General features: G+C 63.7%; 23 protein-coding genes and 1 pseudogene. 11 read left to right on the forward strand and 13 right to left on the reverse strand.

Annotated features, from left to right (window positions below; all coding sequences use genetic code 11):
* Window position 1 precedes the first annotated feature (1 nt).
* Window positions 2-445: a GlcG/HbpS family heme-binding protein gene (locus N805_RS10030; RefSeq protein WP_028613715.1), complete on the forward strand. Its 444-nt coding sequence runs from the start codon at window positions 2-4 to the stop codon at window positions 443-445.
* A gap of 23 nt (window positions 446-468) precedes the next feature.
* On the opposite strand, the gene N805_RS10035 is transcribed toward N805_RS10030, so the two are convergent.
* The gene (locus N805_RS10035; protein ID WP_028613714.1) at window positions 469-1,356 is read right to left on the reverse strand and encodes a MerR family transcriptional regulator; all 888 of its coding nucleotides are present in this window, start codon (window positions 1,354-1,356) and stop codon (window positions 469-471) included.
* A gap of 154 nt (window positions 1,357-1,510) precedes the next feature.
* On the opposite strand from N805_RS10035, the gene N805_RS10040 reads away from it, so the two are divergent.
* The 7 genes from N805_RS10040 to N805_RS10070 all read left to right on the forward strand — a co-directional run bounded on the left by N805_RS10040 (window position 1,511) and on the right by N805_RS10070 (window position 7,017).
* Window positions 1,511-1,945, forward strand: coding sequence for a PAS domain S-box protein (locus N805_RS10040; RefSeq protein ID WP_028613713.1), 435 nt, complete (start codon window positions 1,511-1,513; stop codon window positions 1,943-1,945).
* Between the two features lie 115 nt (window positions 1,946-2,060).
* Window positions 2,061-2,483, forward strand: coding sequence for a nuclear transport factor 2 family protein (locus tag N805_RS10045; RefSeq protein ID WP_028613712.1), 423 nt, complete (start codon window positions 2,061-2,063; stop codon window positions 2,481-2,483).
* On the forward strand, window positions 2,480-3,232 hold the full coding sequence (locus N805_RS10050; RefSeq protein ID WP_028613711.1) for an SDR family NAD(P)-dependent oxidoreductase: 753 nt from the start codon (window positions 2,480-2,482) through the stop codon (window positions 3,230-3,232). Before N805_RS10045 ends, N805_RS10050 begins: the two co-directional genes overlap by 4 nt.
* A gap of 6 nt (window positions 3,233-3,238) precedes the next feature.
* Window positions 3,239-4,486 carry an NAD(P)/FAD-dependent oxidoreductase gene (locus tag N805_RS10055; protein ID WP_028613710.1) on the forward strand — a complete coding sequence of 416 codons (1,248 nt, stop codon included), beginning with the start codon at window positions 3,239-3,241 and terminating at the stop codon, window positions 4,484-4,486.
* Window positions 4,483-5,292 carry a DUF1365 domain-containing protein gene (locus N805_RS10060; RefSeq protein WP_028613709.1) on the forward strand — a complete coding sequence of 270 codons (810 nt, stop codon included), beginning with the start codon at window positions 4,483-4,485 and terminating at the stop codon, window positions 5,290-5,292. Before N805_RS10055 ends, N805_RS10060 begins: the two co-directional genes overlap by 4 nt.
* Window positions 5,267-6,529: an SAM-dependent methyltransferase gene (locus tag N805_RS10065; RefSeq protein WP_028613708.1), complete on the forward strand. Its 1,263-nt coding sequence runs from the start codon at window positions 5,267-5,269 to the stop codon at window positions 6,527-6,529. Before N805_RS10060 ends, N805_RS10065 begins: the two co-directional genes overlap by 26 nt.
* On the forward strand, window positions 6,529-7,017 hold the full coding sequence (locus N805_RS10070) for a DUF2878 domain-containing protein (protein WP_028613707.1): 489 nt from the start codon (window positions 6,529-6,531) through the stop codon (window positions 7,015-7,017). The genes N805_RS10065 and N805_RS10070 overlap by 1 nt, the downstream gene beginning before the upstream one ends.
* On the opposite strand, the gene N805_RS31160 is transcribed toward N805_RS10070, so the two are convergent.
* The 11 genes and pseudogenes from N805_RS31160 to N805_RS10120 form a co-directional block, all read right to left on the reverse strand.
* Complete coding sequence (locus N805_RS31160) at window positions 6,955-7,137, reverse strand: DUF2256 domain-containing protein (protein WP_080956792.1); 183 nt, start codon at window positions 7,135-7,137, stop codon at window positions 6,955-6,957. The genes N805_RS10070 and N805_RS31160 overlap by 63 nt on opposite strands.
* Entirely contained in the window at window positions 7,134-8,099 is a 966-nt protein-coding gene (locus N805_RS10075; RefSeq protein WP_028613706.1) for a cryptochrome/photolyase family protein, read from the reverse strand. The genes N805_RS31160 and N805_RS10075 overlap by 4 nt, the downstream gene beginning before the upstream one ends.
* A gap of 8 nt (window positions 8,100-8,107) precedes the next feature.
* On the reverse strand, window positions 8,108-8,413 hold the full coding sequence (locus N805_RS10080) for a DUF6482 family protein (RefSeq protein WP_028613705.1): 306 nt from the start codon (window positions 8,411-8,413) through the stop codon (window positions 8,108-8,110).
* Window positions 8,410-8,946, reverse strand: a complete 537-nt coding sequence (locus N805_RS10085) for a DUF3833 domain-containing protein (protein WP_028613704.1) — start codon at window positions 8,944-8,946, stop codon at window positions 8,410-8,412. The genes N805_RS10080 and N805_RS10085 overlap by 4 nt, the downstream gene beginning before the upstream one ends.
* Window positions 8,947-8,948: 2 nt before the next feature.
* On the reverse strand, window positions 8,949-9,488 hold the full coding sequence (locus N805_RS10090) for a chalcone isomerase family protein (protein ID WP_028613703.1): 540 nt from the start codon (window positions 9,486-9,488) through the stop codon (window positions 8,949-8,951).
* A gap of 97 nt (window positions 9,489-9,585) precedes the next feature.
* Window positions 9,586-10,146, reverse strand: coding sequence for a hypothetical protein (locus tag N805_RS10095; RefSeq protein ID WP_028613702.1), 561 nt, complete (start codon window positions 10,144-10,146; stop codon window positions 9,586-9,588).
* A gap of 135 nt (window positions 10,147-10,281) precedes the next feature.
* The gene (locus N805_RS10100; RefSeq protein ID WP_028613701.1) at window positions 10,282-11,025 is read right to left on the reverse strand and encodes an energy transducer TonB; all 744 of its coding nucleotides are present in this window, start codon (window positions 11,023-11,025) and stop codon (window positions 10,282-10,284) included.
* Window positions 11,026-11,027: 2 nt separating this feature from the next.
* Window positions 11,028-11,471, reverse strand: a complete 444-nt coding sequence (gene tolR, locus N805_RS10105; RefSeq protein ID WP_028613700.1) for a protein TolR — start codon at window positions 11,469-11,471, stop codon at window positions 11,028-11,030.
* 13 nt (window positions 11,472-11,484) lie between these two features.
* Window positions 11,485-12,195: a protein TolQ gene (gene tolQ, locus N805_RS10110; protein ID WP_028613699.1), complete on the reverse strand. Its 711-nt coding sequence runs from the start codon at window positions 12,193-12,195 to the stop codon at window positions 11,485-11,487.
* 68 nt (window positions 12,196-12,263) lie between these two features.
* Window positions 12,264-14,149: pseudogene (locus N805_RS10115) on the reverse strand (phytase).
* Between the two features lie 35 nt (window positions 14,150-14,184).
* On the reverse strand, window positions 14,185-16,650 hold the full coding sequence (locus tag N805_RS10120) for a TonB-dependent receptor (RefSeq protein ID WP_028613697.1): 2,466 nt from the start codon (window positions 16,648-16,650) through the stop codon (window positions 14,185-14,187).
* 370 nt (window positions 16,651-17,020) lie between these two features.
* On the opposite strand from N805_RS10120, the gene N805_RS10125 reads away from it, so the two are divergent.
* The 3 genes from N805_RS10125 to N805_RS10135 all read left to right on the forward strand — a co-directional run bounded on the left by N805_RS10125 (window position 17,021) and on the right by N805_RS10135 (window position 20,451).
* On the forward strand, window positions 17,021-18,421 hold the full coding sequence (locus N805_RS10125) for a purple acid phosphatase family protein (RefSeq protein WP_019473321.1): 1,401 nt from the start codon (window positions 17,021-17,023) through the stop codon (window positions 18,419-18,421).
* 99 nt (window positions 18,422-18,520) lie between these two features.
* Window positions 18,521-19,435: a GGDEF domain-containing protein gene (locus N805_RS10130; protein ID WP_026034656.1), complete on the forward strand. Its 915-nt coding sequence runs from the start codon at window positions 18,521-18,523 to the stop codon at window positions 19,433-19,435.
* The gene (locus N805_RS10135) at window positions 19,432-20,451 is read left to right on the forward strand and encodes an AraC family transcriptional regulator (RefSeq protein WP_019473319.1); all 1,020 of its coding nucleotides are present in this window, start codon (window positions 19,432-19,434) and stop codon (window positions 20,449-20,451) included. Before N805_RS10130 ends, N805_RS10135 begins: the two co-directional genes overlap by 4 nt.
* A 23-nt stretch (window positions 20,452-20,474) precedes the next feature.
* Here the strand turns inward: N805_RS10135 and N805_RS10140 are convergent, their stop codons facing one another.
* On the reverse strand, window positions 20,475-21,329 hold the full coding sequence (locus tag N805_RS10140) for a Ku protein (RefSeq protein ID WP_019473318.1): 855 nt from the start codon (window positions 21,327-21,329) through the stop codon (window positions 20,475-20,477).
* Between the last annotated feature and the right edge of the window lie 11 nt (window positions 21,330-21,340).

The following is a 21,340-nucleotide window of genomic DNA, read 5'->3' on the forward strand; positions in this document are numbered from 1 at the left end:
CATGAAGACGCTAGACTTCGAACTGGCCACGCAACTGGCCGCCACCACTTTGCGCCACGCCCGGGCCCTGGGCGTGCGGCCGCTGGCAGCCGCGGTGCTCGACGGTGCGGGTCACCCACTGGCGGTACTGCGCGACGAACACGCCAGTTTCCTGCGCCCGCAGATCGCCACCGGCAAGGCACGCGGCTGCCTGGGCTTGGGCGTCGGCGGCCGTGAACTGGCGCGTCGTGCGCAGGCCATGCCGGCATTCTTCGATGCCATCAACAGCCTCACCGACGGCGAGGTTATCCCGGTGGCGGGCGGCATCCTCCTGCGCAACATCGATGGCCACCTGCTGGGCGCCATCGGTGTCAGCGGCGACACTTCGGACAATGACGAGCGCTGCGCGCTGCTGGCCATCGAAGCGCTCGGGCTGATTGCCGACACTGGCGAGGTTCAGGCTTGAACGCAAAGGGCCAAGCCCATAGGTCAAACGTCAAGAACCCCACGGTGCAAGGCGCTCAGCACGCGCGCGGCGTCTGCGCCTCGCTCGTCCAGCAGGCATAGCGGGATTGCGCTCAAGGCTGGCTGCGAATCGGCCAGCCCCTCGCCAATCAAGGCCAGCGGGCACACAATGTCCATCTGCAACGACCGTAAGCGCTTGGCCAACGTGGGGCTCACCGGCGCCTGAACTTTGATCACCAGTGCCGCAGGCTGCATGGCCGCACACACGATGGGGAGCTCTTCCAGCGGTTGCCCGCAACCGAGCACTTCGATGCGCTGTTGCTCGCTGCTCAACAGTAGCCCGGCGCACAACACACTGAGTTCGGCTTGCCCATCGGTACCTACTAGCAAAACCTGCGGCGCATCCACCTGGTTCATCTGCAAACGCAGCAGCAAGCGGGCGCGCAAGAACGTGTCGAGAAACAACCATTGGCTACGCTGGCCAGGCGCGGAGGCTGAAGCCAGCTCATGCCAAACCGGCATCAGCACTTCACGCAGCACGGTGGCCTTGGGCAAGAGTGTGAACAATTGACCATGGATCCCCTCCAGTGCCGGCCCGTCGAATGCCTTGGTTGCGCGCACCACGGCGGCGCGCCAATCGTCAAAGGCCGAATGCTGCTGCACAGACGCCTCAGGCTGGCCTGCGAGCAGATCGCCGACCTTGCTGATGGGCAGGCCGTTGGCCGTCCAGCGCAAGATGTCGCGTATGCGCTGGACATCCCGGGCCGTGTACAGGCGATGGCCGCCCTCGGTGCGCTGCGGGCGTATCAACCCATGGCGGCGCTCCCAGGCACGCAAGGTCACCGGATTGATGCCGGTCAGGCTGACCACATCGCGCATCGGTAGCAAATCAGGTGGGGTGGCGTCTGTCATAACGAGGGGTCATCCGGGTAATGGCTCATTCTAAACCCAGATGCACCTTCTGCGGTGAGCCTGCTTGGTTCATCATGCAACAAACGGCGCCGAAGCCTTCTGCACAGAAGCTACGCTGCGCATATCGCATACGAAACGCCTGTAGGTGGGCCCCATGATCAACGCAAAACTTCTGCAACTGATGGTCGAGCATTCCAACGATGGCATCGTCGTCGCCGAGCAGGAAGGCAATGACAGCATCCTTATCTACGTCAACCCCGCCTTCGAACGCCTCACCGGCTATAGCGCCGACGATATCCTCTACCAGGACTGCCGTTTTCTTCAGGGCGAGGATCATGACCAGGCGGGCCTGGCAACCATCCGCGAGGCGATCCGCGAAGGCCGCCCCTGCCGCCAGGTGCTGCGCAACTACCGCAAGGACGGGAGCCTGTTCTGGAATGAGCTGTCCATCACGCCTGTTTTCAACGAAGCGGACCAACTGACGTACTACATTGGCATCCAGCGCGATGTCACCGCGCAGATATTCGCCGAAGAAAAGGTACGCGAGCTGGAGGCTGAAGTGGCTGAACTGCGCCGGCAACCAGGCTAGGCCAAGGGCTGACAAAAAACCTGTACAAGCCCCCTGGCTTGTATAGATTAATGCTTAGGTTTCAGCTATACCTGTACAACAAATCACTTTTGTACAGGATGGCCTGGAGCCCAGCATGTCAGCATACCTACAGCAATTCGCCGAGCGCTTCGCCAGCCTCGATGGGGCGCACCTCGACACGCTGGAAAAACTGTACAGCGAAGATGTTACCTTTCGCGACCCTTTGCATCACATACAGGGGCTGCAGGCCCTGCGAGCCTATTTCGAGCAGTTGTACGCCAACGCCAGTGATATTCGCTATGCCATCACCAGCGCCGACGAGGTAAGGCCTGGGCAGGGCTACCTGCGCTGGACACTGCAGTTTTGCCACCCCCGCCTGGCCCGCGGTCGGCCGATCACCTTGCAAGGGTGTAGTTGCTTGCATTGGCGCGAACGCGTGCATTTTCACCAGGACTATTTCGACGCCGGCGCCCTGCTTTATGAACACCTCCCCGTCATGGGCGGGGCGATACGCTGGCTCAAAGGCAGGCTGGCATGAGCCGCTGCTGGCTGACCGGCGCCAGTAGCGGTATCGGTGCCGCACTCGCACACATCCTTTTGGAGCAAGGCCATCAGGTTGCCTTGGGCGGGCGCCATGCCGATCGCCTTGCCCCTCTGGCCGAAAAATTTCCCGGGCAGGCATTGCTGGCCGTTGGCGATCTTGACAACCCGCAGCAGGTCGCCGGGATCGCCGCACAGATCGAGCAGGCCTGGGGCGGGCTGGACATGGCCATTCTCAATGCCGGCACCTGCGAATATCTGGAGCCGGGGCATTTCGACCCCGCGTTGGTCGAACGTGTAATGCGCACAAACCTGCTGGGCGTCAGCTACTGCCTGGCGGCGGCACTGCCCCTGCTTCGCACCGGCCAGCGCCCCCACCTGGTGGTTATGGGCAGTTCGGTGACCTGGCTGGCCCTGCCCCGCGCCGGCGCCTATGGCGCGTCCAAGGCTGCGGTGCGCTACCTGGTGGAGTCACAGCGAATCGACCTGGCTCGGGAGGGGATCGCGGTCACCCTGGTCAGCCCTGGCTTCGTCGACACGCCTCTGACACGTCGCAACGATTTCCCCATGCCGCAGCTGTGGACTGCGCAGCGCGCCGCCCGGCATATCGCCACGCGCCTGCCCCGGCGCCCACTGGAAATCAATTTCCCCGGGCTTTTCACCCTGGTGTTGCGCCTCTTGGGGGCGCTACCCGCGCGCCTGCGTCTGGCACTCGGCCAACGCCTCGCCCGCCATGAACAGGAATGATGATCCATGCGTATCGCAATCATCGGCAGTGGCATCGCGGGGTTGACCTGTGCCCACCTGCTGTCACGCAAGCACGACGTAACGGTTTTCGAAGCCGAGCAGTGGATCGGGGGCCACACGCATACCCTCGATGTGGTCTGGAAGGGCCAGCGCCATGCAATCGATACCGGCTTCATCGTTTTCAACGACTGGACCTACCCCCACTTCATCCGGTTGCTCGACCAGCTCAAGGTCACTTCGCAGCCGACCGAGATGAGTTTTTCGGTGCATGACCCGGTCACTGGCCTGGAGTACAACGGCCACGACCTGAACACACTGTTTGCCCAACGCCGCAACCTGGTGTCCCCGGGTTTCTGGGGCATGATACGGGATATTCTGCGGTTCAACCGCCAGGCACTGGCCGACCTGGACAACCAGCGTATCGACGCCGACACCACCCTGGGCGCCTACCTTCAGGCACAGCGCTATGGGCAGCGCTTCATCGACCACTACATCGTGCCGATGGGGTCGGCGATCTGGTCGATGTCCCGCGCCGACATGCTTCACTTCCCCCTTGAGTTCTTCGTGCGTTTCTGTCGCAACCACGGCTTGCTGTCGGTCAACCAACGCCCACAGTGGCGGGTGATCAAAGGCGGCTCGCGCAGCTATGTCGCGCCGCTGTGCCGACCGTTCGCTGATCGCATCCGCCTCAATTGCAGGGTTCACCGGGTCAGCCGCGACGAAGGTGGCGTGACCCTCGTGAGCGCGGCCGGCACCGAACGCTTCGACAATGTGGTGTTCGCCTGCCACAGCGACCAGGCGCTGGCACTGCTGGAAACCCCCAGCACACTGGAACGCGCCGTGCTCAGCGCCATCGGCTACGCAAGCAACGACGTGGTGCTGCACACCGATACCCGTCTGCTACCACGCCGCAAGAGCGCCTGGGCAAGCTGGAACTACCGCCTGGGCGGCCCAGAGCAGGCTCCCGCCGCGCTGACCTACAACATGAACATTCTGCAAGGTATTCAGGCACCGACAACCTTCTGCGTGAGCCTCAACCAGACCGCACTGATAGACCCAGCGCAAGTGATCGCCCGCTTCCAGTATGCCCATCCGCAGTACAGCATTGCGGCGTCCGCCGCCCAGGCGTGCCAGGCACAACTGCAGGGCCTGCAGCACAGTTACTTCTGCGGCGCCTACTGGGGCAACGGCTTTCATGAGGACGGGGTGGTCAGCGCGCTGAAAGTGGCTGCGCACTTCGGGGAGCAACTGTGAACAGCAGCCTTTGCCTGGGCTGGATCAGCCACCGACGGCTGACGCCGCGGCTGCATGCTTTCCGCTACCGGATCGGCATGTTCTACCTGGACCTGGACGAACAAGCCTGGCTGATGGGCCTGTCACGCTGGCTGGGGCGTTGGCGCCTGGCACCGCTGTGCTGGCGCGAAACCGACTACCTGCCAGCGCAGACCCGCCACGGCGAAACCCTGGCCCAGGCCGCACGCTTGCTGGTCGGGCAAGCCACGGGGCATATGCCCGAAGGCCCGGTACAGCTGCTCACGCAACTGCGTTGCTGGGGGCTGTCGTTCAACCCGGTGAGCTTCTATTTCTGCCATGACCGCGACGGCGGCCTGAAGGCGATCCTGATGGAGGTGCGCAACACCCCCTGGCGCGAACGCTTTCATTACGTGCTACCGGTGCAAGACAACCTTGCCAAGCCCTTCTCGGTGGCCAAAGCCTTCCACGTTTCACCCTTCATGCCACTGGACATGGACTATCACCTGCGCTTTTCCCTGAGCGCGGACCATGTACGCATCCACATGCAGAACTGGCAAGACGGCCGCAAGGTGTTCGAGGCCGACCTCGCCCTGCACCGTCAGCCACTGGATGGCATCGGGCTGCGTCGGTATGTCATGACCTTCCCATGGATGAGCCTGCGCACTGTCTCGGCCATCTATTGGCAAGCGCTACGCCTGTTGATCAAACGCACCCCCGTGCATGACCACACCACCAGCCAAAATGACCTGGCGCTCGGCCAACCTTGCGAGGACCCTGATGATGTCGAATCCCACCCTGAGCGTTAGCAAGTTCGCAGGCCTTGCGCCATTGATCGGCGGGCTGGCACGAAGCGCCGTACTTGCCCAGCTGGGCAAGCTGCGCCACGGCCACCTTCGCCTGCTCTGCCACGGGCAGCAGTGGAGTTTCGGTGATGCCGAGAGCCTGTTGCAGGCCGAGGTGGAGGTCCTCGATGACGCCGCCTGGAGCCTGATCGCCGGGAATGGTTCGATCGGGGCTGGCGAAGCCTACATCCACGGCTATTGGCGAAGCCCCGACCTGGCGCGGGTGACGCGCCTGTTCGTCGCCAACCTTGAAGTGCTGGACGCGCTCGAGGGTGGCCTGGCCCGCTTCGGCCGCCCTGCCCTGCGGTTGCTGCACCGGCTCAACCGCAACAACAAGCGCGGTGCCCGGCGCAACATTCTGGCGCACTACGACCTGGGCAATGCCCTGTTCGAGCGGCTGCTGGACCCCACCATGATGTATTCGGCCGCCCAATTCGAGCACCCTGGGCAAACACTGGAGCAAGCCCAGTTGCACAAGCTGGAGCGCATCTGCCAGAAGCTTGAACTGCGCCCTGACGATCACCTGCTGGAAATTGGCAGCGGCTGGGGCAGCCTGGCGATCCACGCAGCCACCCGATACGGCTGCAGGGTCACCACCACGACGCTCTCCGAGGCGCAGTACAGCCATACCCTGGCGCGCGTTCAGGCCCTGGGGCTGGAGCAGCGCGTGAAGGTGCTGCGCGAAGACTACCGCGACCTTCAAGGCACCTTCGACAAACTCGTGTCGATAGAGATGATCGAGGCTGTCGGCCACCGCTACCTGCCCGTGTATTTCCGCCAGTGTGCCTCGCTGCTCAAGCCAGAGGGCCTGATGCTGTTGCAGGCGATCACCATCCGCGACCAGCGCTACGCCCAGGCGCGGCGCTCGGTCGACTTCATCCAGCGCTATATTTTCCCCGGTGGCGCCCTGCCCTCGCTGAGCGTGTTGCTTGACACCGCCAGCCGACACACCACACTCAACCTTGTGCACATGGAGGATTTCGGCCAGGACTATGCCCACACGTTGCGGCATTGGCGTGAAAACCTGCGTCAGGCGCGCACAGCACTGGCGGACCTGGGCTACGACGAGATGTTCCAGCGCCTGTGGGAGTTCTACCTGTGTTACTGCCAGGGCGGTTTTGAGGAGCGCACCATCGGCGTTGCGCACCTGCTGTGGGCAGCGCCACTGGCACGGCGCGCCCCCTTGCCTGACGGTGCCTGATGCCCGGGCGCTGGCTGGTCGCCAATGCCGTCTGGTTACAGGCTGGCTGGTGGATCTGCGTGCTGGGCGCCGAACGCCCCTGGCTATTGCTGCTGGTGATCGCGGGTGTGGCGGTGCACTTGCGCCTGTGCCCGGACGTCACTGCCGAATTCAGGGCGCTGTTGCGCGTCACCTTGGCCGGGTGTGTGCTCGACAGCGTGCTGGGGGCAATGGGCGTGTTCGGTTTCGACGCTTGGCCGCTGCCACTATGGCTGGCGCTGCTGTGGCTAGTGCTGGCCAGCGGCATGCGCCACAGCCTGGCATGGGCTGGCAGGCACTGGCGGATCGGTGCGCTGCTGGGCGCACTCGGCGGCCCCCTGGCCTATTTAGGCGGCGCAAGGCTTGCGGATGTGGCCCTGCCGTTGGGCGCGCTGCAAACCGGCCTGCTACTGATGCCGATCTGGGCTTTGGCCCTGCCCCTGCTCGCGCGCCTCGCGGCGCGGCGCTGACCTGCGGCATCGGTCGGAGCAGTAGCGCACCTGCTGCCAACAGCGAGCCCAGCGCTTGCGCCAGCTGAACGGCCGGCCACACACCACGCAGACCTTGCTGGGCAAAAGGCTCTTTTTCATAACGCCTGCTGCGCATCGAGCTGCGCCAACAGTGCCTGGCCACGCTGCCATACAGCGTCTCGCCGGCTAGCCGTCATGCCATCGAGGCTACGATAGACCAGAGCCAAACGCGGGCTCGTCGACAGCAGAGGGCGATGGCGGATAAGAAAATGCCAGTACAGGGCATTGAACGGGCAGCCATCGTCCTCGATAACAAGATCAACCTTGTAACTGCACGCCTTGCAATGGTCGGACATGCGCTGGATGTAACGACCACTGGCGCAGTAAGGCTTGGACCCCAGGTAGCCGCCGTCGGCGTGCATCACCATGCCAAGCGTGTTGGGCAGCTCGACCCAGTCGAAGGCATCCATATAGACCGCCACGTACCACTCGCAAATCGCGGTGGGTACGATACCGGCCAGCAAGGCGAAGTTGCCGGTCACCATCAACCGCTGGATATGGTGCGCATAGCCCAGCCGCAGGGTCTGCCCGATGGCTTGCTCCATACAGCGCATTCGCTTGCGCATGCCACGGTAGAAGTGCTCCATACGCAGCTGCCGACGCTTATGGGCCCAGCGCGCGAAGGCTTCGCGGGAGCACAGAAAACGCCTGTCGCGATGCCACACCAGGGGCAAGGCGGCATCACGCAAAGCCTGCTCCAGGCGCCACTCCCCGCACTCGGTCAGGTGAATATGCGTGGCGCCCAGGGCGTGTTGCCAGCGACGCAATTCGCCAACGATGCTACCGCTGTTGCCGTCAGCATCGAGCTCGACATAATGCACTTGCCAACCCCGCTCGCGCAGGGCCTGGGCAAAGTGCCGCATGGCGCTGAAGATCAGAACGATCTTCAGCGGATGATGCGGCACGTACCGGGCCTCGCCCTCCACTTCCGCCATCAAGACAGCATCGCGCGCAGGATCAAGGGCCGCCAGGCTTGCCAGGTCGAACGACAGCTGGTCACCCAGCACAAGGCCCAGACGCATCGTTCGGGCTACCACTGGCTTGTGAGCGTTACCGGTACGCGCAGCGGTGCAACGGGGCCGTCACGTTGCCCGCACATCTCATCATGCACTACCTGCTGCACCAGCATGCAGGGCACTGGTGGCAGGTCGGCCAGCAATTGCCGCAGCTCGGTAGTGGAGCGCAGGCGAACGGGCTGCCCATGGGCGTCGCACAACGTCACGGGGCCTGCGTCGGTCAAGGCGCGCAAGAGGTAAAAACCACCCTCCAGCGACAGCAGTTCCAGTTCCTTGGCTTCGCCGGTGGATACCAGCTGGGCAAGCGCGATCAGGTTCATGGTGTGCCCTCTGGCAGGCGGCGGAAGAACAGGGTGATCTGGCCCACCTCCACGCCCAGTTTGCTCATGCTCGAGCGGTTGATCAGGGTGTCGTCATCCATGAGGTACATCCAGTCGTCCAGGTCTACCTGCCAGTGCCGGCCATCAACGGGCAAGTCCAGCTGGTAACGCCATCGCAGCGCGTTACCCGCCACTTCACCGCGCGCCTCACCGATGACGTCCCCCGCGGTTCCGCGCCAGCGGCCAGGCCCGTCAGGTACCAGCGTCCAGGTACGCTGCTGGCGAGTGCCATCGCTGTATAGAAAATGCTCGTCGAGAATCAGCCGCTCACCTTCGCGGCGGCTGTCGATGCGCACGTGGAAGCGCTTGACCACCTCCCCGGAACGCTTCTGGAACATCCCCCAGGCCTGCACCGGCCGCGAGAAGAATGCCGCCAGGTCGAGTTTCGGTTGCTCCTGGGCATAGTGCTCGACACCGACATTGCCACAGCTGCCCAGAAGCAGGCAGGAAGCCAGCAACAGTACTTTGTACATGTTCATGTTCCTCGGTCGTTGCCAGCCAGCCCCAGCAGGCGCTGACGCAGTTGGGTATCCCTGGCACGGGGGTCGAGCCAGATGGCAAAGAACGCTCGGGCAAAGACCGGGTCGGCGATTTCGCGGCTGAGTTTACCGTCGACGTAAAAGCGGCAACCCTGTCCCGGCAGGTACAAGCCCGTAATGCGCATGCCGGGGCGCACGTCCACGAATGCCTGTTCAATCGCATGGGTCCACGCCGTGCGTTGTTGCGACGTTATGCTGCCACCGTTGAGGCGGCGCATTTCCTCGAGGGTGGCCTGTACCAATGTGCCCTTGGACAACGATCGGTGATAGAGGAGCTCAAGGGCGAAAGGCTGGTTCCAGTCATGAACTGGCCCTGCTGTCCATAATTGGGCTGTGTAAAGACGCAGGCCAAACCAGGTGAACTCACCCACGCCCAGGCGTTTTGCCGCAGGCAACTCCGCTCGCCAGTCCGCCGCTGCCGTCGACAGGGCAGCCAGTAGCAGACAAAGGCAGATCCAACGAGCACGGTGCGCCATGCTGACCTCGATCACACCCGAATACTGTACAACAATAGCACCCTGTACAGTTATTGTGCTGCACTGCATAGATTTTAATGGACGCAGTCACCCTCGATCACGTAAGTAGCGATATCACCAGGTCCGCAATATTGATAGGTACGAATGCCACGGTAAGCAGCGCATAGGCCTTGCGCGAGCTGGCTGCAAACACACACAGCGGGATCACGATCATGATCACGTCAAATGCGCCCCAAAGCGCCAGGGGCGAAACGCCGAACAAGAGAATGTTGACGATAAACCCAAGCAGGTAATAGCCCGACAGGAACAGCAGCGCGTATCGGCCATCCTGCTCGAAATACACACGAAGGCCCTCGAGTTCGTCCTCACTTCGGCTGGGCAACACCAGCGCCGAGGCAACGAACAGCGCAAGTGCCAGCAACACCAGCAGCAAAAATTCCTGGAACGAAAAGGTCCCCCTTACTTGCGGCAGCGTATTGACCGCCCACCAGAAATCCATCTGGGTGGTGAACAGCATGACTGCCCAGACCAGGGCAACCCAGTCTGGGGTTGCGTTGCGACGGATACGGAAGACGGTTAGCGCCCCAAGAAGCAGGCGTGTGACAGAAAGGCCCAACACCATGGACAAGACGGTGGCAACGATAGGGAAATTGCTCATGGTGCCTCCTGCTGATCAAGACTCTGGACAGCGTAGGCGGCGAACAGCAAACTTTGTACAAATGACAAGGACGCCATTGCCCCAATCAGCTGGCAGTCTGTTTGTGATTAGGGGGCAATGGCGCCCGTCTGCAATTCATCGAATCTTGTATGTGAAGGTATTTTTTACATTGGCCACCGCTACCGCCCGCCCATCCACCACCCGAGGCTGGTAACGAAAGCGCTTCGCCGCCGCCAGCGACGGTTTGACGAACAACGGGTGGCACTGGCCCACCACTTGCGGATCGCTGACCTGCCCCTGCGGCGTGACCGTGTAGGTGACCGTGCATTCCCCCTCGATATTGCGATCCAGCGCCCGCTGCGGGTAGTCCGGTGCCTCCTTGGCGATGGGTAGATACTGGCGGCTGGCCGACTCGGCTGCGGCACGAGCCTGGGCAGCAGCCTCTCGCGCCTGCTGCTGCCGTGCCTGCTCTTGTTGCGCCAGTTGCCGCTCGCGCCGCTCAGCCTCTTCGCGTTGCTTGCGCGCCTGTTCCTGTTCCTGACGCTGTTGTTGATCGCGCTTCTGTTGCAGATCGCGCTTCTGCTGCTGCACACGCTTGAGTGCCAATGCGGCCTCATCCACGACCGGCATCTGGGCCTTGGGCGTCGGCAACGCGGGCTTCTCGACCACCGGCTCGGGCGCCGGCGGCTCAGGCACCGCTACGGGTGCCGGCACGTGCACCAGTTGGGTGTGGATCACCGCTGCCGGTACCGGTTGCAGCACCGGCGTATGCGACAGGTTGAACAGCACATAGACCAGCCCCGCGTGCAGTGCAAACGCCACGCCAAACGCCATACCGTGGTCGCGCCAGCTGGCAGGGTCAAAAGTCAGCTTGCTCATGGTTACGGCGCCTCGGTGATCAGGCCCAGGCGGCTGACACCGCCGCGTTGCAGCTCGGCGATGCCTGCCACCACTGCGGCATACTCGGTGTTGCGGTCGGCGCGCAGGTACACCTGGGTCTGCGGGTCCTGGGCGACGATGGCTGCGATCTTGTCGCGCATCTGCGCGGTGTCCACGGCGCTATCGGTCTGGCGGCTGGTGTCCACCTCGCTGCCGAGGTTCCAGTAATAGCTGCCATCGGCCTTCACCGAGAGCGTGACGATCCGCTGCTGGCTGGGTGCCGGCAGTGCCTCGGCGGCCACCTTGGGCAGCTCGATCTGCACGCCCTGTACCAGCATCGGCGCGGTGACCATGAAGATCACCAGCAGCACCAGCATCACATCGATGTACGGCACCACGTTCATTTCGGCCTTCAGGCCATGCTTGCGGACGGGTCTGGCGAGCATCGCATGTTCCTCCTCAGGCCGCTGCCGCCAGGTTGCTGGGCTGGCCTTGCAAGCGCCGTTGCAGGCGGCCTTGCAGTTCGTTGCCGAAGGCGTAGTAGCGGCTGATCAAGGTCTGGCTGCGCGCCGAGTAGCGGTTATAGGCCATTACCGCCGGAATCGCCGCGAACAGGCCTATGGCGGTGGCGATCAGCGCTTCGGCGATCCCAGGGGCCACCGTCGACAGGGTCGCCTGCTGCACCTGGGACAAACCCAGGAACGAATTCATGATGCCCCAAACGGTGCCAAACAGGCCTATATAGGGGCTGACCGAGCCGACCGTGGCAAGGAACGGCAAGCCCTGCTCCAGGCGCTCTTCCTGCTCGGCGATGGCAACCAGCAGGCTGCGTTCGACGCCCTCGAGCACGCTGTCGGGCTGCTGGCCAGGTTGCAGCTGCTGGAACGCCTGATAGCCGGATACAAAAAGCTGCTGCAGCCCGGCATCGACGTGAGGCTGTTGCGTCTTGATGCCTTGATACAGCTGGCCGACTTCGCTTTCCCGGAACTGTTTGAGAAACGCCCTGCTGTGCCTTTCGCTACGGCGCAGGCGGCTGCCACGCTGAATAATCAGGTACCAGCTGAGCAGCGAGGCCAGGGCCAGGCACAGCATTACGGCCTGGACCACCAGGCTGGCTTCGCTGACCAGCCCCCAGACGGTGGTGTGTTCGAGCGGAGTTGGGGTTTGCATGGGGCGTGTCCTTTCAATGTGAGTCTTAGTCAAAGGCAATCAGGTTGCGGTGGCATGACAGGCGGCGATTACTCCAGGCCCAATGCTTCAGCCACCGCCGCCCACGGCACGTATTTGTAGTTCTGGTTGCCTTCGGGCATGCGCTTGCGACCGTCCTGCACGACCAGCAGGCCCTTTGCCCAGGGCCCGCCAAGGTTGGCCGAGGTCACGTCGAGGCCGTCGGTCTCCGAGGCGCCATCGATACCGCGCTGTGCGTCCAGGCTTACCTGGAAGCGGCCGCGCAGCCGGTACGGCGGTTTGGCCTCGAGCACCACGTAGCTGTCATTGCCCTGGCTGGAGATCACCAGGTAATCGCCACCCTTGCCGTGGTACAGCGCCAGGCCTTCGATGTCGTCCTTGACCAGGCCGCCCACGCCGATCACTTTGTCCAGGCGGGTCGGGCCATCGCCACGGGCGTCCAGGGCCCAGACCGCGGCGTCTTCTTCGCCGATGAACAGGCGCTGGTTGCGGTCGTCGGCCACGCAACCCTCCGACTGGGTCGGGGTGCTGAAACTGCGCACCAAGGTGCCACCTGCCTGGCCGCTGCTGCCGTCGAGGCGGTATTGAACGAAGCGGCCATCCTTGTCATTGGCGATGGCGTAAATGGCCGAATCGGCATCCTTGAACAGGCACAGGCCGTAGATTTCCTTGAGCTCGGTCGGCACCTGGCCGATGTCGCTCAACTGGCCGCTGGCCGGGTCGATGGCAAACAGGTGCAGGCTGTTGCGGTCGCGGTTGCTGGCCACGGCCAGGTCGACCTGACGTTCGCCGAGCTGGAAGCCGCTGCGCACATCGACGTTGTTCAGGCGGCCCACACGCAGGTCCTGCAGCTGCTTGCCGTGCAGGTCGTAGGCCAGCAGCCCACCTTTCTTGTCAGTGCCCAGTACCCGACTCAGTTCGGGCTGGCGCGCGTTGACCCAGATTGCCGGGTCGTCCGCCGCATCGCCAAGGCTGGGCACGCCGTCGGTCTGCACCTGCGCCTTGATCTGTACCACCGGAGGCGCAATCGGCGCTGGCGTTGGCGTCCAGACCAGCGTCGCAAGGTGCGTGCCCTGGTCGTCGGCCAGCAACAGTTCCAGGCCTTTGCCTTTCACACGGGCGCTGATCTGTTCCGGCTCTTTCAGCCCTTGCAAGCTCAGGGCTCCATCACGCAGCCATTGCCCGGCGCGGCCCTGGTACAGGTGCAAGGCATTGGCGGCCGGGTCCAGCACCATCAGGCCCCGGGCACCAGCGCCACGCCGGCGGCGGCCTTGGCCAGGCTTCCGAACGGTGCCACCAGGTCCACCGGCTCGCGCACCAGGGGTGCTTCGGCAGCAGCTTCGTAGCGCCACAGGCCGACGTTTTCTTCGTTTACGTACAGGCTGTGACTTGCGTCATCCGCCTGGCAGAACGCGCTCTGCGGCGGCAGGCTCAGGGCGCGCACCTGGCGTGCCTCGGCCAGCGGCTGGCCATGTTCGGCGACCAGCCACTGCTCACCGATGCCCTCCTCGCCAACCAGGAACAGGAAGTCGTTGGCGGCGCTGTCGCGGTACAGGCACAGGCCCTCGATGGCATAGCGGGTCTTGGGCAGGTAGCGCGGGACGCCCCAACCACTTTGTGCATCGAAGCGGGCCAGCAACGCCTGTTGACGCTTCTTGTCGACGGTGGCGACCATCAGGCCGGTGCCATCGGCGCGGTGGTCGAGGGTTTCGAAGCGGCCCGGCAACGCGCCGAGCACACGGCCCTGGCGGTCAATCAGCTGCAGCTCCCTGGCGGTCAGTTGCAGGCGTTCGGCCTGCTTGAGTGCCGGGGTGGGTACCAGCCACTGGCTGGTCTCGCTGTCGATAACGCTGCGGTCGAGCGTGAGGCTCGGCGCCGCGCTCGCAGCCGCGTGGGCCAGGGCTACATACAGCCCCAGCAGGGACAAAGTAAACATACGCATGAGCAGGCAATATCCGTGAAGGGTGCGGGTCAGAAATGGGTGAGCGTCAAGCCGATCTTGTAGGTCGGGCCGTATTCTTCGTATTGGGCGTTGTAGCGACGGTGGCCGCTGTACACGTAATAGGACTCATCGGTGATGTTCTGCGCCTCGAACGTCAACTGCAGCTCGGGGGTCAGGAAGTAGCCTGCCTTGAAGTCCACGTGCAGCTGGTCATCGGCATACTGGTCGTGGGCCTTGTCGTCGATGGCACCCAGCTCCAGCAGGTAGCCCGACTTGTAGTTGGCGGCCAGGCGCATGTTGAAGCGGTCGTTTTCCCAGCCGACCATGAAGTTGCCCACCGTGTCGGACTGATTGGGCAGGTCGATGCTGCGCTTGCCGGTAGGCCCTTGCAGGGTGGCATCAGACTTGCTGAGGGTAAGGTTGGCGCCTAGCAGCAAGCCGTTCCAGGGTGCCGGCAGCCAGTCGAACTTCTGCGAATACGCCAGCTCCAGGCCATACAGCTTGGCGCCGCCACCGTTCTCGAAGGTGAGCGCTTCGTCGAAGTCCACCCAGTCGCCAGTGCCCGCCAGGTCGGTGCTGTAGATGAAGTGGTCGATATCCTTGTAGAACAGGAACGCCGAGGCGGTGCCGGCGCGGCCCATGTAGTGCTCGATGCCCAGGTCGAAGTTCATCGACTCCAGCGGCTTGAGTTCGGGGTTGCCGAACGACGCATCGTTTTCATCAATGACAAAACCCGGCGCCAGTTGACCAAAGGTCGGCCTCACCACGGTGTTGGTCCAGGCGGCTCGAATGGCCGTGGCCGGGGACAACTGGTAGCGAGCGTGCAGGCCCGGCAGCCAGTGGTCATAGCGATTGTTGCTGTCGACGCGCTCGTATACACCCTCGCGCAGGCCAGTACCCTTTGCCTCGAACCTGGTACCTTCGTAACGCAGACCGGCAATCAGGCGCCAGTCGCCGATGTCCAGCGTGTTCATCAGGTACGCCGCGTTGATGTCCTCGCTCATGTCGAAGTCATTGATGCGCGAGGCCTCCTCATCGTAGTAGGCCGCACGGTCGAGGTTACCGATCAGGCCCTTGATTGCGCTGGCGCTGATGCCGTTGCCGAAGTTGCCGAGGGCGTAGTCGACATTGCTGCCCTGATAATCGGCAAGGCTGATGTCATCGAACCCGTCATAGGCCCAGGTTTCGGTGTCGCTGGTCTTGTCGCGGCGGCTGAGCTTGCCGCCAAACTTGACCTGGGAGGCGTCGGCGAAATCGTAGTCGCGGGCAAGGTCCAGGCGGATGTTCTTTTCCTGGTCCTTGCCGTCAACCTTCTCCCACTCCACTTCGTCGAGTGTGAACCGGGCCGGGTCGTAGAAGTCGTTGCCCGCGCTTAGCCGTGGCTTGCGCGTGCCGTCGAAACCGACCTCGTCGAAATCGCCAACGAACCTGGCGCCGGCAATGCCGCCCGGATCCTGCTCGGTGGCCTGGCTGTAGCCGGCCTGGGCACTGATGGTCCACTGGTCGAGGATGCGCTCGCCGCCAAGTACGTAGGACTGGATTTCCTGGGTGTCCTCGCGCGATTTCAAGTCGCGCCAGCCTTCGGCCTCGCCACGCTGGCCGGAACCCTGTGGGTCGGCGAACTCCAGGCCTTCGGCGTTGCGCGTCTCGGTGTCCTTGAACTTGCTGTAGAGGGTGCGCAGGTAATAGCTGGAAAAGTCATCCGGCTGGTAATCGAAGTTCAGGCCCAGGCCGGTGCGCTCACGGGTGATCTGGTAGTCGCGGGCTTCGACCTCTTCCAGCCGGGCGCCGTCTTCGAAATCCCAGTTGCCGCCAGTTTCGACGTTGTCCGAGCCGAACTTGCGCTTCTGCCAGCTGAACGCCGCAGCTACGCCAAAGTTGTTGATGCCGTCACCCAGGCTGAAGCGGTCGCTGACTGCGCCGGAGAATTTCGGGCTGTCGCGGCTGACGTTGGTGTCATGGCTGGCTTCACCGCTGAGGGTGTAGAACAGCCCGTCATGGTCGAATGCCGACAGGCTCTCGACTTCGATGGTGCCGCCGAGGGAGTTGGCGTCCATGTCCGGGGTCAGGGTTTTGACCACCGACAGCGACTGCACCAGCTCGGCGGGCAGCACATCCAGTGCCACGGCTCGGCGATCGCCCTCGGGGGCCGGTACCAAAGTGCCGTTGATGGTCACGCTGTTGAGGTCCGGGGCAATACCGCGCACGCTGACGAAGCGGCCCTCGCCCTGATCGCGCTCCACCGACAGCCCGGGGATACGCTGCAGGGCTTCGGCAGCATTGTCATCGGGCAACTGACCGACACCATCGGCATGCACCACGCTCTTGATGCTGTCGGCGCTTTTCTGCTCACGCAGCGCCTTGTCGATGCTAGCCGCCTGGCCGATCACCTCGACCCGCTCGACCGCATCTTCTGCCCAGGCCGGAGCGGTGGTAATGGCAACGGCCAGCAGGCTGACCCGGAATCCGGCGTTGCGGATATGACGAAACGGCATTGCCACCTTTAAACCCTCGCTTGCAGTGACCCGGTTAACCCCGGGAATGGCTGCGAAAGCTAGAAAGTGTGTGTGGCACTTGCGTGACAGCGCTGGGCTGGACGGCTTGAAAACGCGGCTTTCACGCAGATTTCAGCCCGATTTGAGCTGATATGACCTGAGGCCTGCTGCGGCCCTGGCCAGGCCCTGCAAACCTGTGGCTCAGCTGTGGGGCCGGTTTGGCGGCGCGGGGCCGTTACCGACCACTTGAAATCGCGTTATTGCTGACGATCAGCTGAGCCAAATCGACCCCCCGCCCGGTAACAGAACCGTCATCCGGCTTTGTTTCCTTTGCGCCCATCACGCCTTCCGGGCTCATCGAGGAATTCCCATGCACCGCCCCCTGCTACTGGCCGCCCTGCTTTGCGCCGCACAGGCTCATGCCCAGGCCAATGACTCCGCTGCAATCCCGCGCTCCGCCGGCCTGCCCTACGCCGCCGGCAAGCTGGCCGACCGTATCGTGCTGACCCCCGGCCAGAACGCAGCCACGCAGATGGCCATCAGTTACCGCACCGACCTGGCCCAGGCCGACGCGGTGCTGGAACTCGGCCCAGCCCTCGCCGGCCCTTCGCTGGCAACCAAGGCCAGCCCATTGGGTGGCAGCACCCAGCGCCTGGACAGCGACAACGGCCCAGCCAACTACCACCAGGTGCGTCTGGACCACCTGCAACCGGACACCGCGTACGTCTACCGCCTCAAGGGCAGCGCGGGGTGGAGCGAATGGCACCAGTTCCGCACGGCCAAGGCCACCTTTGCGCCGTTCTCGTTCATCTACCTGGGTGACACCCAGAACGACATCCTCGCCATCGCCTCGCGCACCATTCGGCAGGCGTTGCGCAGCGTGGCGCACCCCGCCCTGGTGGTGCACGCTGGCGACCTGGTGGCATCGCGCGACGACCTCGCCCATGACGATGAATGGGGTGAATGGAACCAGGCCGGCGGCTGGTCGTACGCTGCCATCCCGCAGCTAACCGCGTTCGGCAACCACGAGTACCTGGAAACCCTCAACCCCGATGGCAGCGAAAGCCGCAGCCTCAGCCCTCATGTGACGGCGCAGTTCGCCCTGCCGCGCAACGGTGCCCCGGGTGTGGCTGCAACCAGCTACTTCAGCGATTACCAGAATGTGCGCTTCGTGGTGCTGGACGGCACCTCGGCACTCGACCTGGGCACCTTGCAGGCGCAAACCACCTGGCTGGAGGGGGTACTGAAAAGCAGCGAGGCACAGTGGAACATCGTGGTCATGCACCAGCCGCTCTATACCTGTGCCCGCCCCGATGATACCGAGCCGCTCAAGGCGGCCTGGCAACCGCTGCTGGAGCGCTACAAGGTCGACCTGGTACTGCAAGGCCACGACCACTGCTACAGCCGCCTGACCCACGCCGAAGGGCGCCAGGCCACACGTGCCGCACATCAGGCGAAACAGGCGATCGGCCCGGTGTACATGGTCTCGGTCACCGGCTCGAAGATGTACGGCCTGAACGACCGTGCTCGCCACCAGCCGGACCGCACAGCCGAGGATACCCAGCTGTACCAGACTATCGCTGTCGAGCGAAACCGCTTGCAGGTGCGCACCTATTCGGCTGACGACCAGCTATACGACGCGTTTGATATCACGCGTGATGTCAAAGGACGCAAGTTCCTGCAGGAGCCCAAGCTGGCGCTCGCCAACGAACGGTACTGCAAGGCCAGCATGGGGCCGGACGGGCTGCCGTGCACGGCCCGGAGCAAGTGAGCGTCATCGGTTTGAGATAAATGGCTTGCATGCTGCTCTGCCTGTGCCAGCGACAGTGCCAGCACAGGCAACAATACAATCACAGGACAACCCATGCCCCTGAGCCCTCTCTTCAAACAGCACGCCCTGACGCTGGCCGGCCTGCTACTGGCCGCCAACGCCGGCCTGCTCGTCTACCTGGCCGCCGGCACGCTCAAAGCCTGGCCCGAAATAAACTGGATGGACGTCGCCGGCGAGGGCGGCACCTGCCTGATCCTCTGCGGCTGGCTGGTCATGTTGCTGCGTGGGCGACCTGCTGGCCGGGTCACCCGCCTGCTGTCGCTGGGCCTGAGCTTCATCGCCTTCTCGATGTGGATGGACACCCTCGACGAATTCATCCGCCTGCCCGACGAGGCGGCCTGGGATAACTGGCTGGAGACTGCGCCCATGCCGCTGGGCATGCTGCTGCTGACCCTGGGCATGTACCACCTGCAGCAAGAACAGCACGCCATCACCGCGCAGATGCGCAAGCGTGAGCAACTGTTCCGCGAACACCGCCTGTTCGACAAGCTCACCCCGCTGTCCGGTGCCCGGTACCTGCGCCAGCACCTGCAGCAAGCCATTGCCCAGGCCGCCAGCGCACAGCAGGCACTGTCGCTTGTGGTCGTGGACCTAGACGACTTCAACCAGATCAACCAGCGCTATGGCCAGGAAGAAGGCGACCTGGTGCTGCAAGTAGTCGCCCAGCTGCTGCTGCTCAACCTGCGCCAGCAGGACATACTCTGCCGCCTGGCCGGCGATCGCTTCGTCGCAGCGTTGCCCAGCACCGGCGAGCGTCAGGCCCAGGCCATGGCCGAGGCCCTGCGCCAGAGCATCGCCCACCTCGCCCACCACACCGCCCGGCATGGCGAGCGCCTGCACCTCACAGCCACGGTGGCCAGCGTGATGGCGCTGGACGAAGACGAAGACCACCTGCTCAAACGCCTCAACTACGCCTTGGCCCAGGCCAAGAGCCGCAAGGCGTGCCAGGCATGAATGGCTATGACGGCGACAGCCGCTTCATCACCGCCCACCACCTGCCAGCGGCGCTAATCGACCTGGCGCGCTCGCGGCAGATCGATACCCATCACCTTCTACGCGGCTGCGGGCTGTTCTATGACGACGTCGTCGGCGGCAACGCGCTGATAAGCCCACAGCAGTTCCTGCGCCTGATCGGCAATGCGCAGCGGCTGCTCGATGCCGACGACAGCAGCTTTCTCTACGGCCAGCGTCTGTGGCCCGGGCACCACGGTGCCGCCAGCCTGCTGCTGGAGCAAGCGGATCACCTGCTGCAAGCCTTGGAGCGCATCGATCAGTACCGCGCCCTGCTGTCCCCTTTGCTCAGCCCGGTCCTGCGCCTGGATGAGCAGTACTTGCACCTGTACTGGCGGGAAAGCTGCGCCATCGGCGAGCAACGCCGCTTCCTGCTGGAGTCCAGCATGACCGCGGTGGTCGCCCTCGCGCGCCGCCAGCAGCAAGAGCATCTGCCTTGGCGTTTCCAGTTCAGCCATGCCGAACCGGCCTACGTCGAACAGTATTGGGTGCACTTGGGCGATTCCCTGGCTTTCGACCGCCCATCCACAGTGATGAGCCTGCCACGGGAATACTTGCTGCGCGCCTGGCCTGGCGCCGGGTCGACCGCCCAGCACGTGGCACGCCAAGCCTGCGATGCCCAGTTGGCGGCCTGGGGCTGGCGGGCAAGCTTCCTCGACCTCGTCTACGAACACCTGCTGGGGCTGATTCGCCAACCGTTGAACCTGGAACGGGTGGCGGCCGCCTTCGCCACCAGCCCCGCTTCGTTCAAGCGCCGTCTGGCCCGTCATGGTTCCAACTTCCAGGAACAACTGGACCAGGTGCGCTGCGACCAGGCGCTGTACCTCTACCAGGTCAAGGGCTACAGCAACGATGCTGTGGCCCGGTACCTGGGCTTCAGCGACAGCACCAACTTCCGCCGTTCGTTCAAGCGCTGGACCGGGCGTGTGCCGAGTGAACTGGAAGCCTTGTGGGGCTGATGGGGAGCTGAACAACCCCGCCTTCAGGAAGCCTTGCGCGGCCGTTTGGCAGCCGGCTTCCCGCCCTTGTCCTTGTCCTTGTCCTTGTCCTTCCCGCCGAGGCTGCGCTTGAGCAGTTCGGTGAGGTCGAGGATATCCGCGCCTTTTTCCGCGCCGGTGCCCTCCCCTTTGTCCACCGTCTCGATCTTGCCTTTGCTGGCCTTCTCTTCCACCAGGTCCAGGATGGTCTGGCGAAACGCATCATGGTACTCATCCGGCGCCCATGACCCGCTCATGTCTTCGACCAGGCGCTTGGCCATGGCCAGTTCGCGCTTGTCGACCTTGACATCGGTCACGCTCTTGTCCAGCTCAAGGGTGTCCACGCCACGCACCTCCTCGGGCCAGCGCAGGGTGATCAGCACCAAGGCGTCCCCCAGTGGCCGCAGCAGCGCCAGGTGCTGGCGGGTATGCAGCACCACGGTGGCCAATGCCACCTTGCCGGTGCTCTCCAGCGTGTCGCGCAGCAGTGCATAGACTTTGCCGCCGCGGCGGTCGGGGCTCAGGTAATAGGGGGTGTCGAAGTGCTGTAGCGGAATCTCGCCAGCCTCGACAAACGAGAATATATCGATGGTCTGGGTCGCCTCGGGGCGCGCGTCGCGGATCTCTTGCTCACTGATCACCACGTAGCGGCCCTTTTCGTACTCCACACCTTTGACAATGTTGTCCTTGTCGATTTCCTTGCCGGTGACCTTGTTTACCCGCTTGTAGCCCACTGGCTCCATGCTTCGCTTGTCGAGCCAGTCAAAATCCACCCGCTCGGAGCTCACTGCAACGTTGAGCGAAACGGGAATGTGCACCAGCCCGAAACTGATCGCGCCTTTCCAGATGGCCCGCGCCATGTCGACCTCCT

Source organism: Pseudomonas putida S13.1.2, from assembly GCF_000498395.2.
In the GTDB taxonomy this organism is placed as follows: domain Bacteria; phylum Pseudomonadota; class Gammaproteobacteria; order Pseudomonadales; family Pseudomonadaceae; genus Aquipseudomonas; species Aquipseudomonas putida_Q.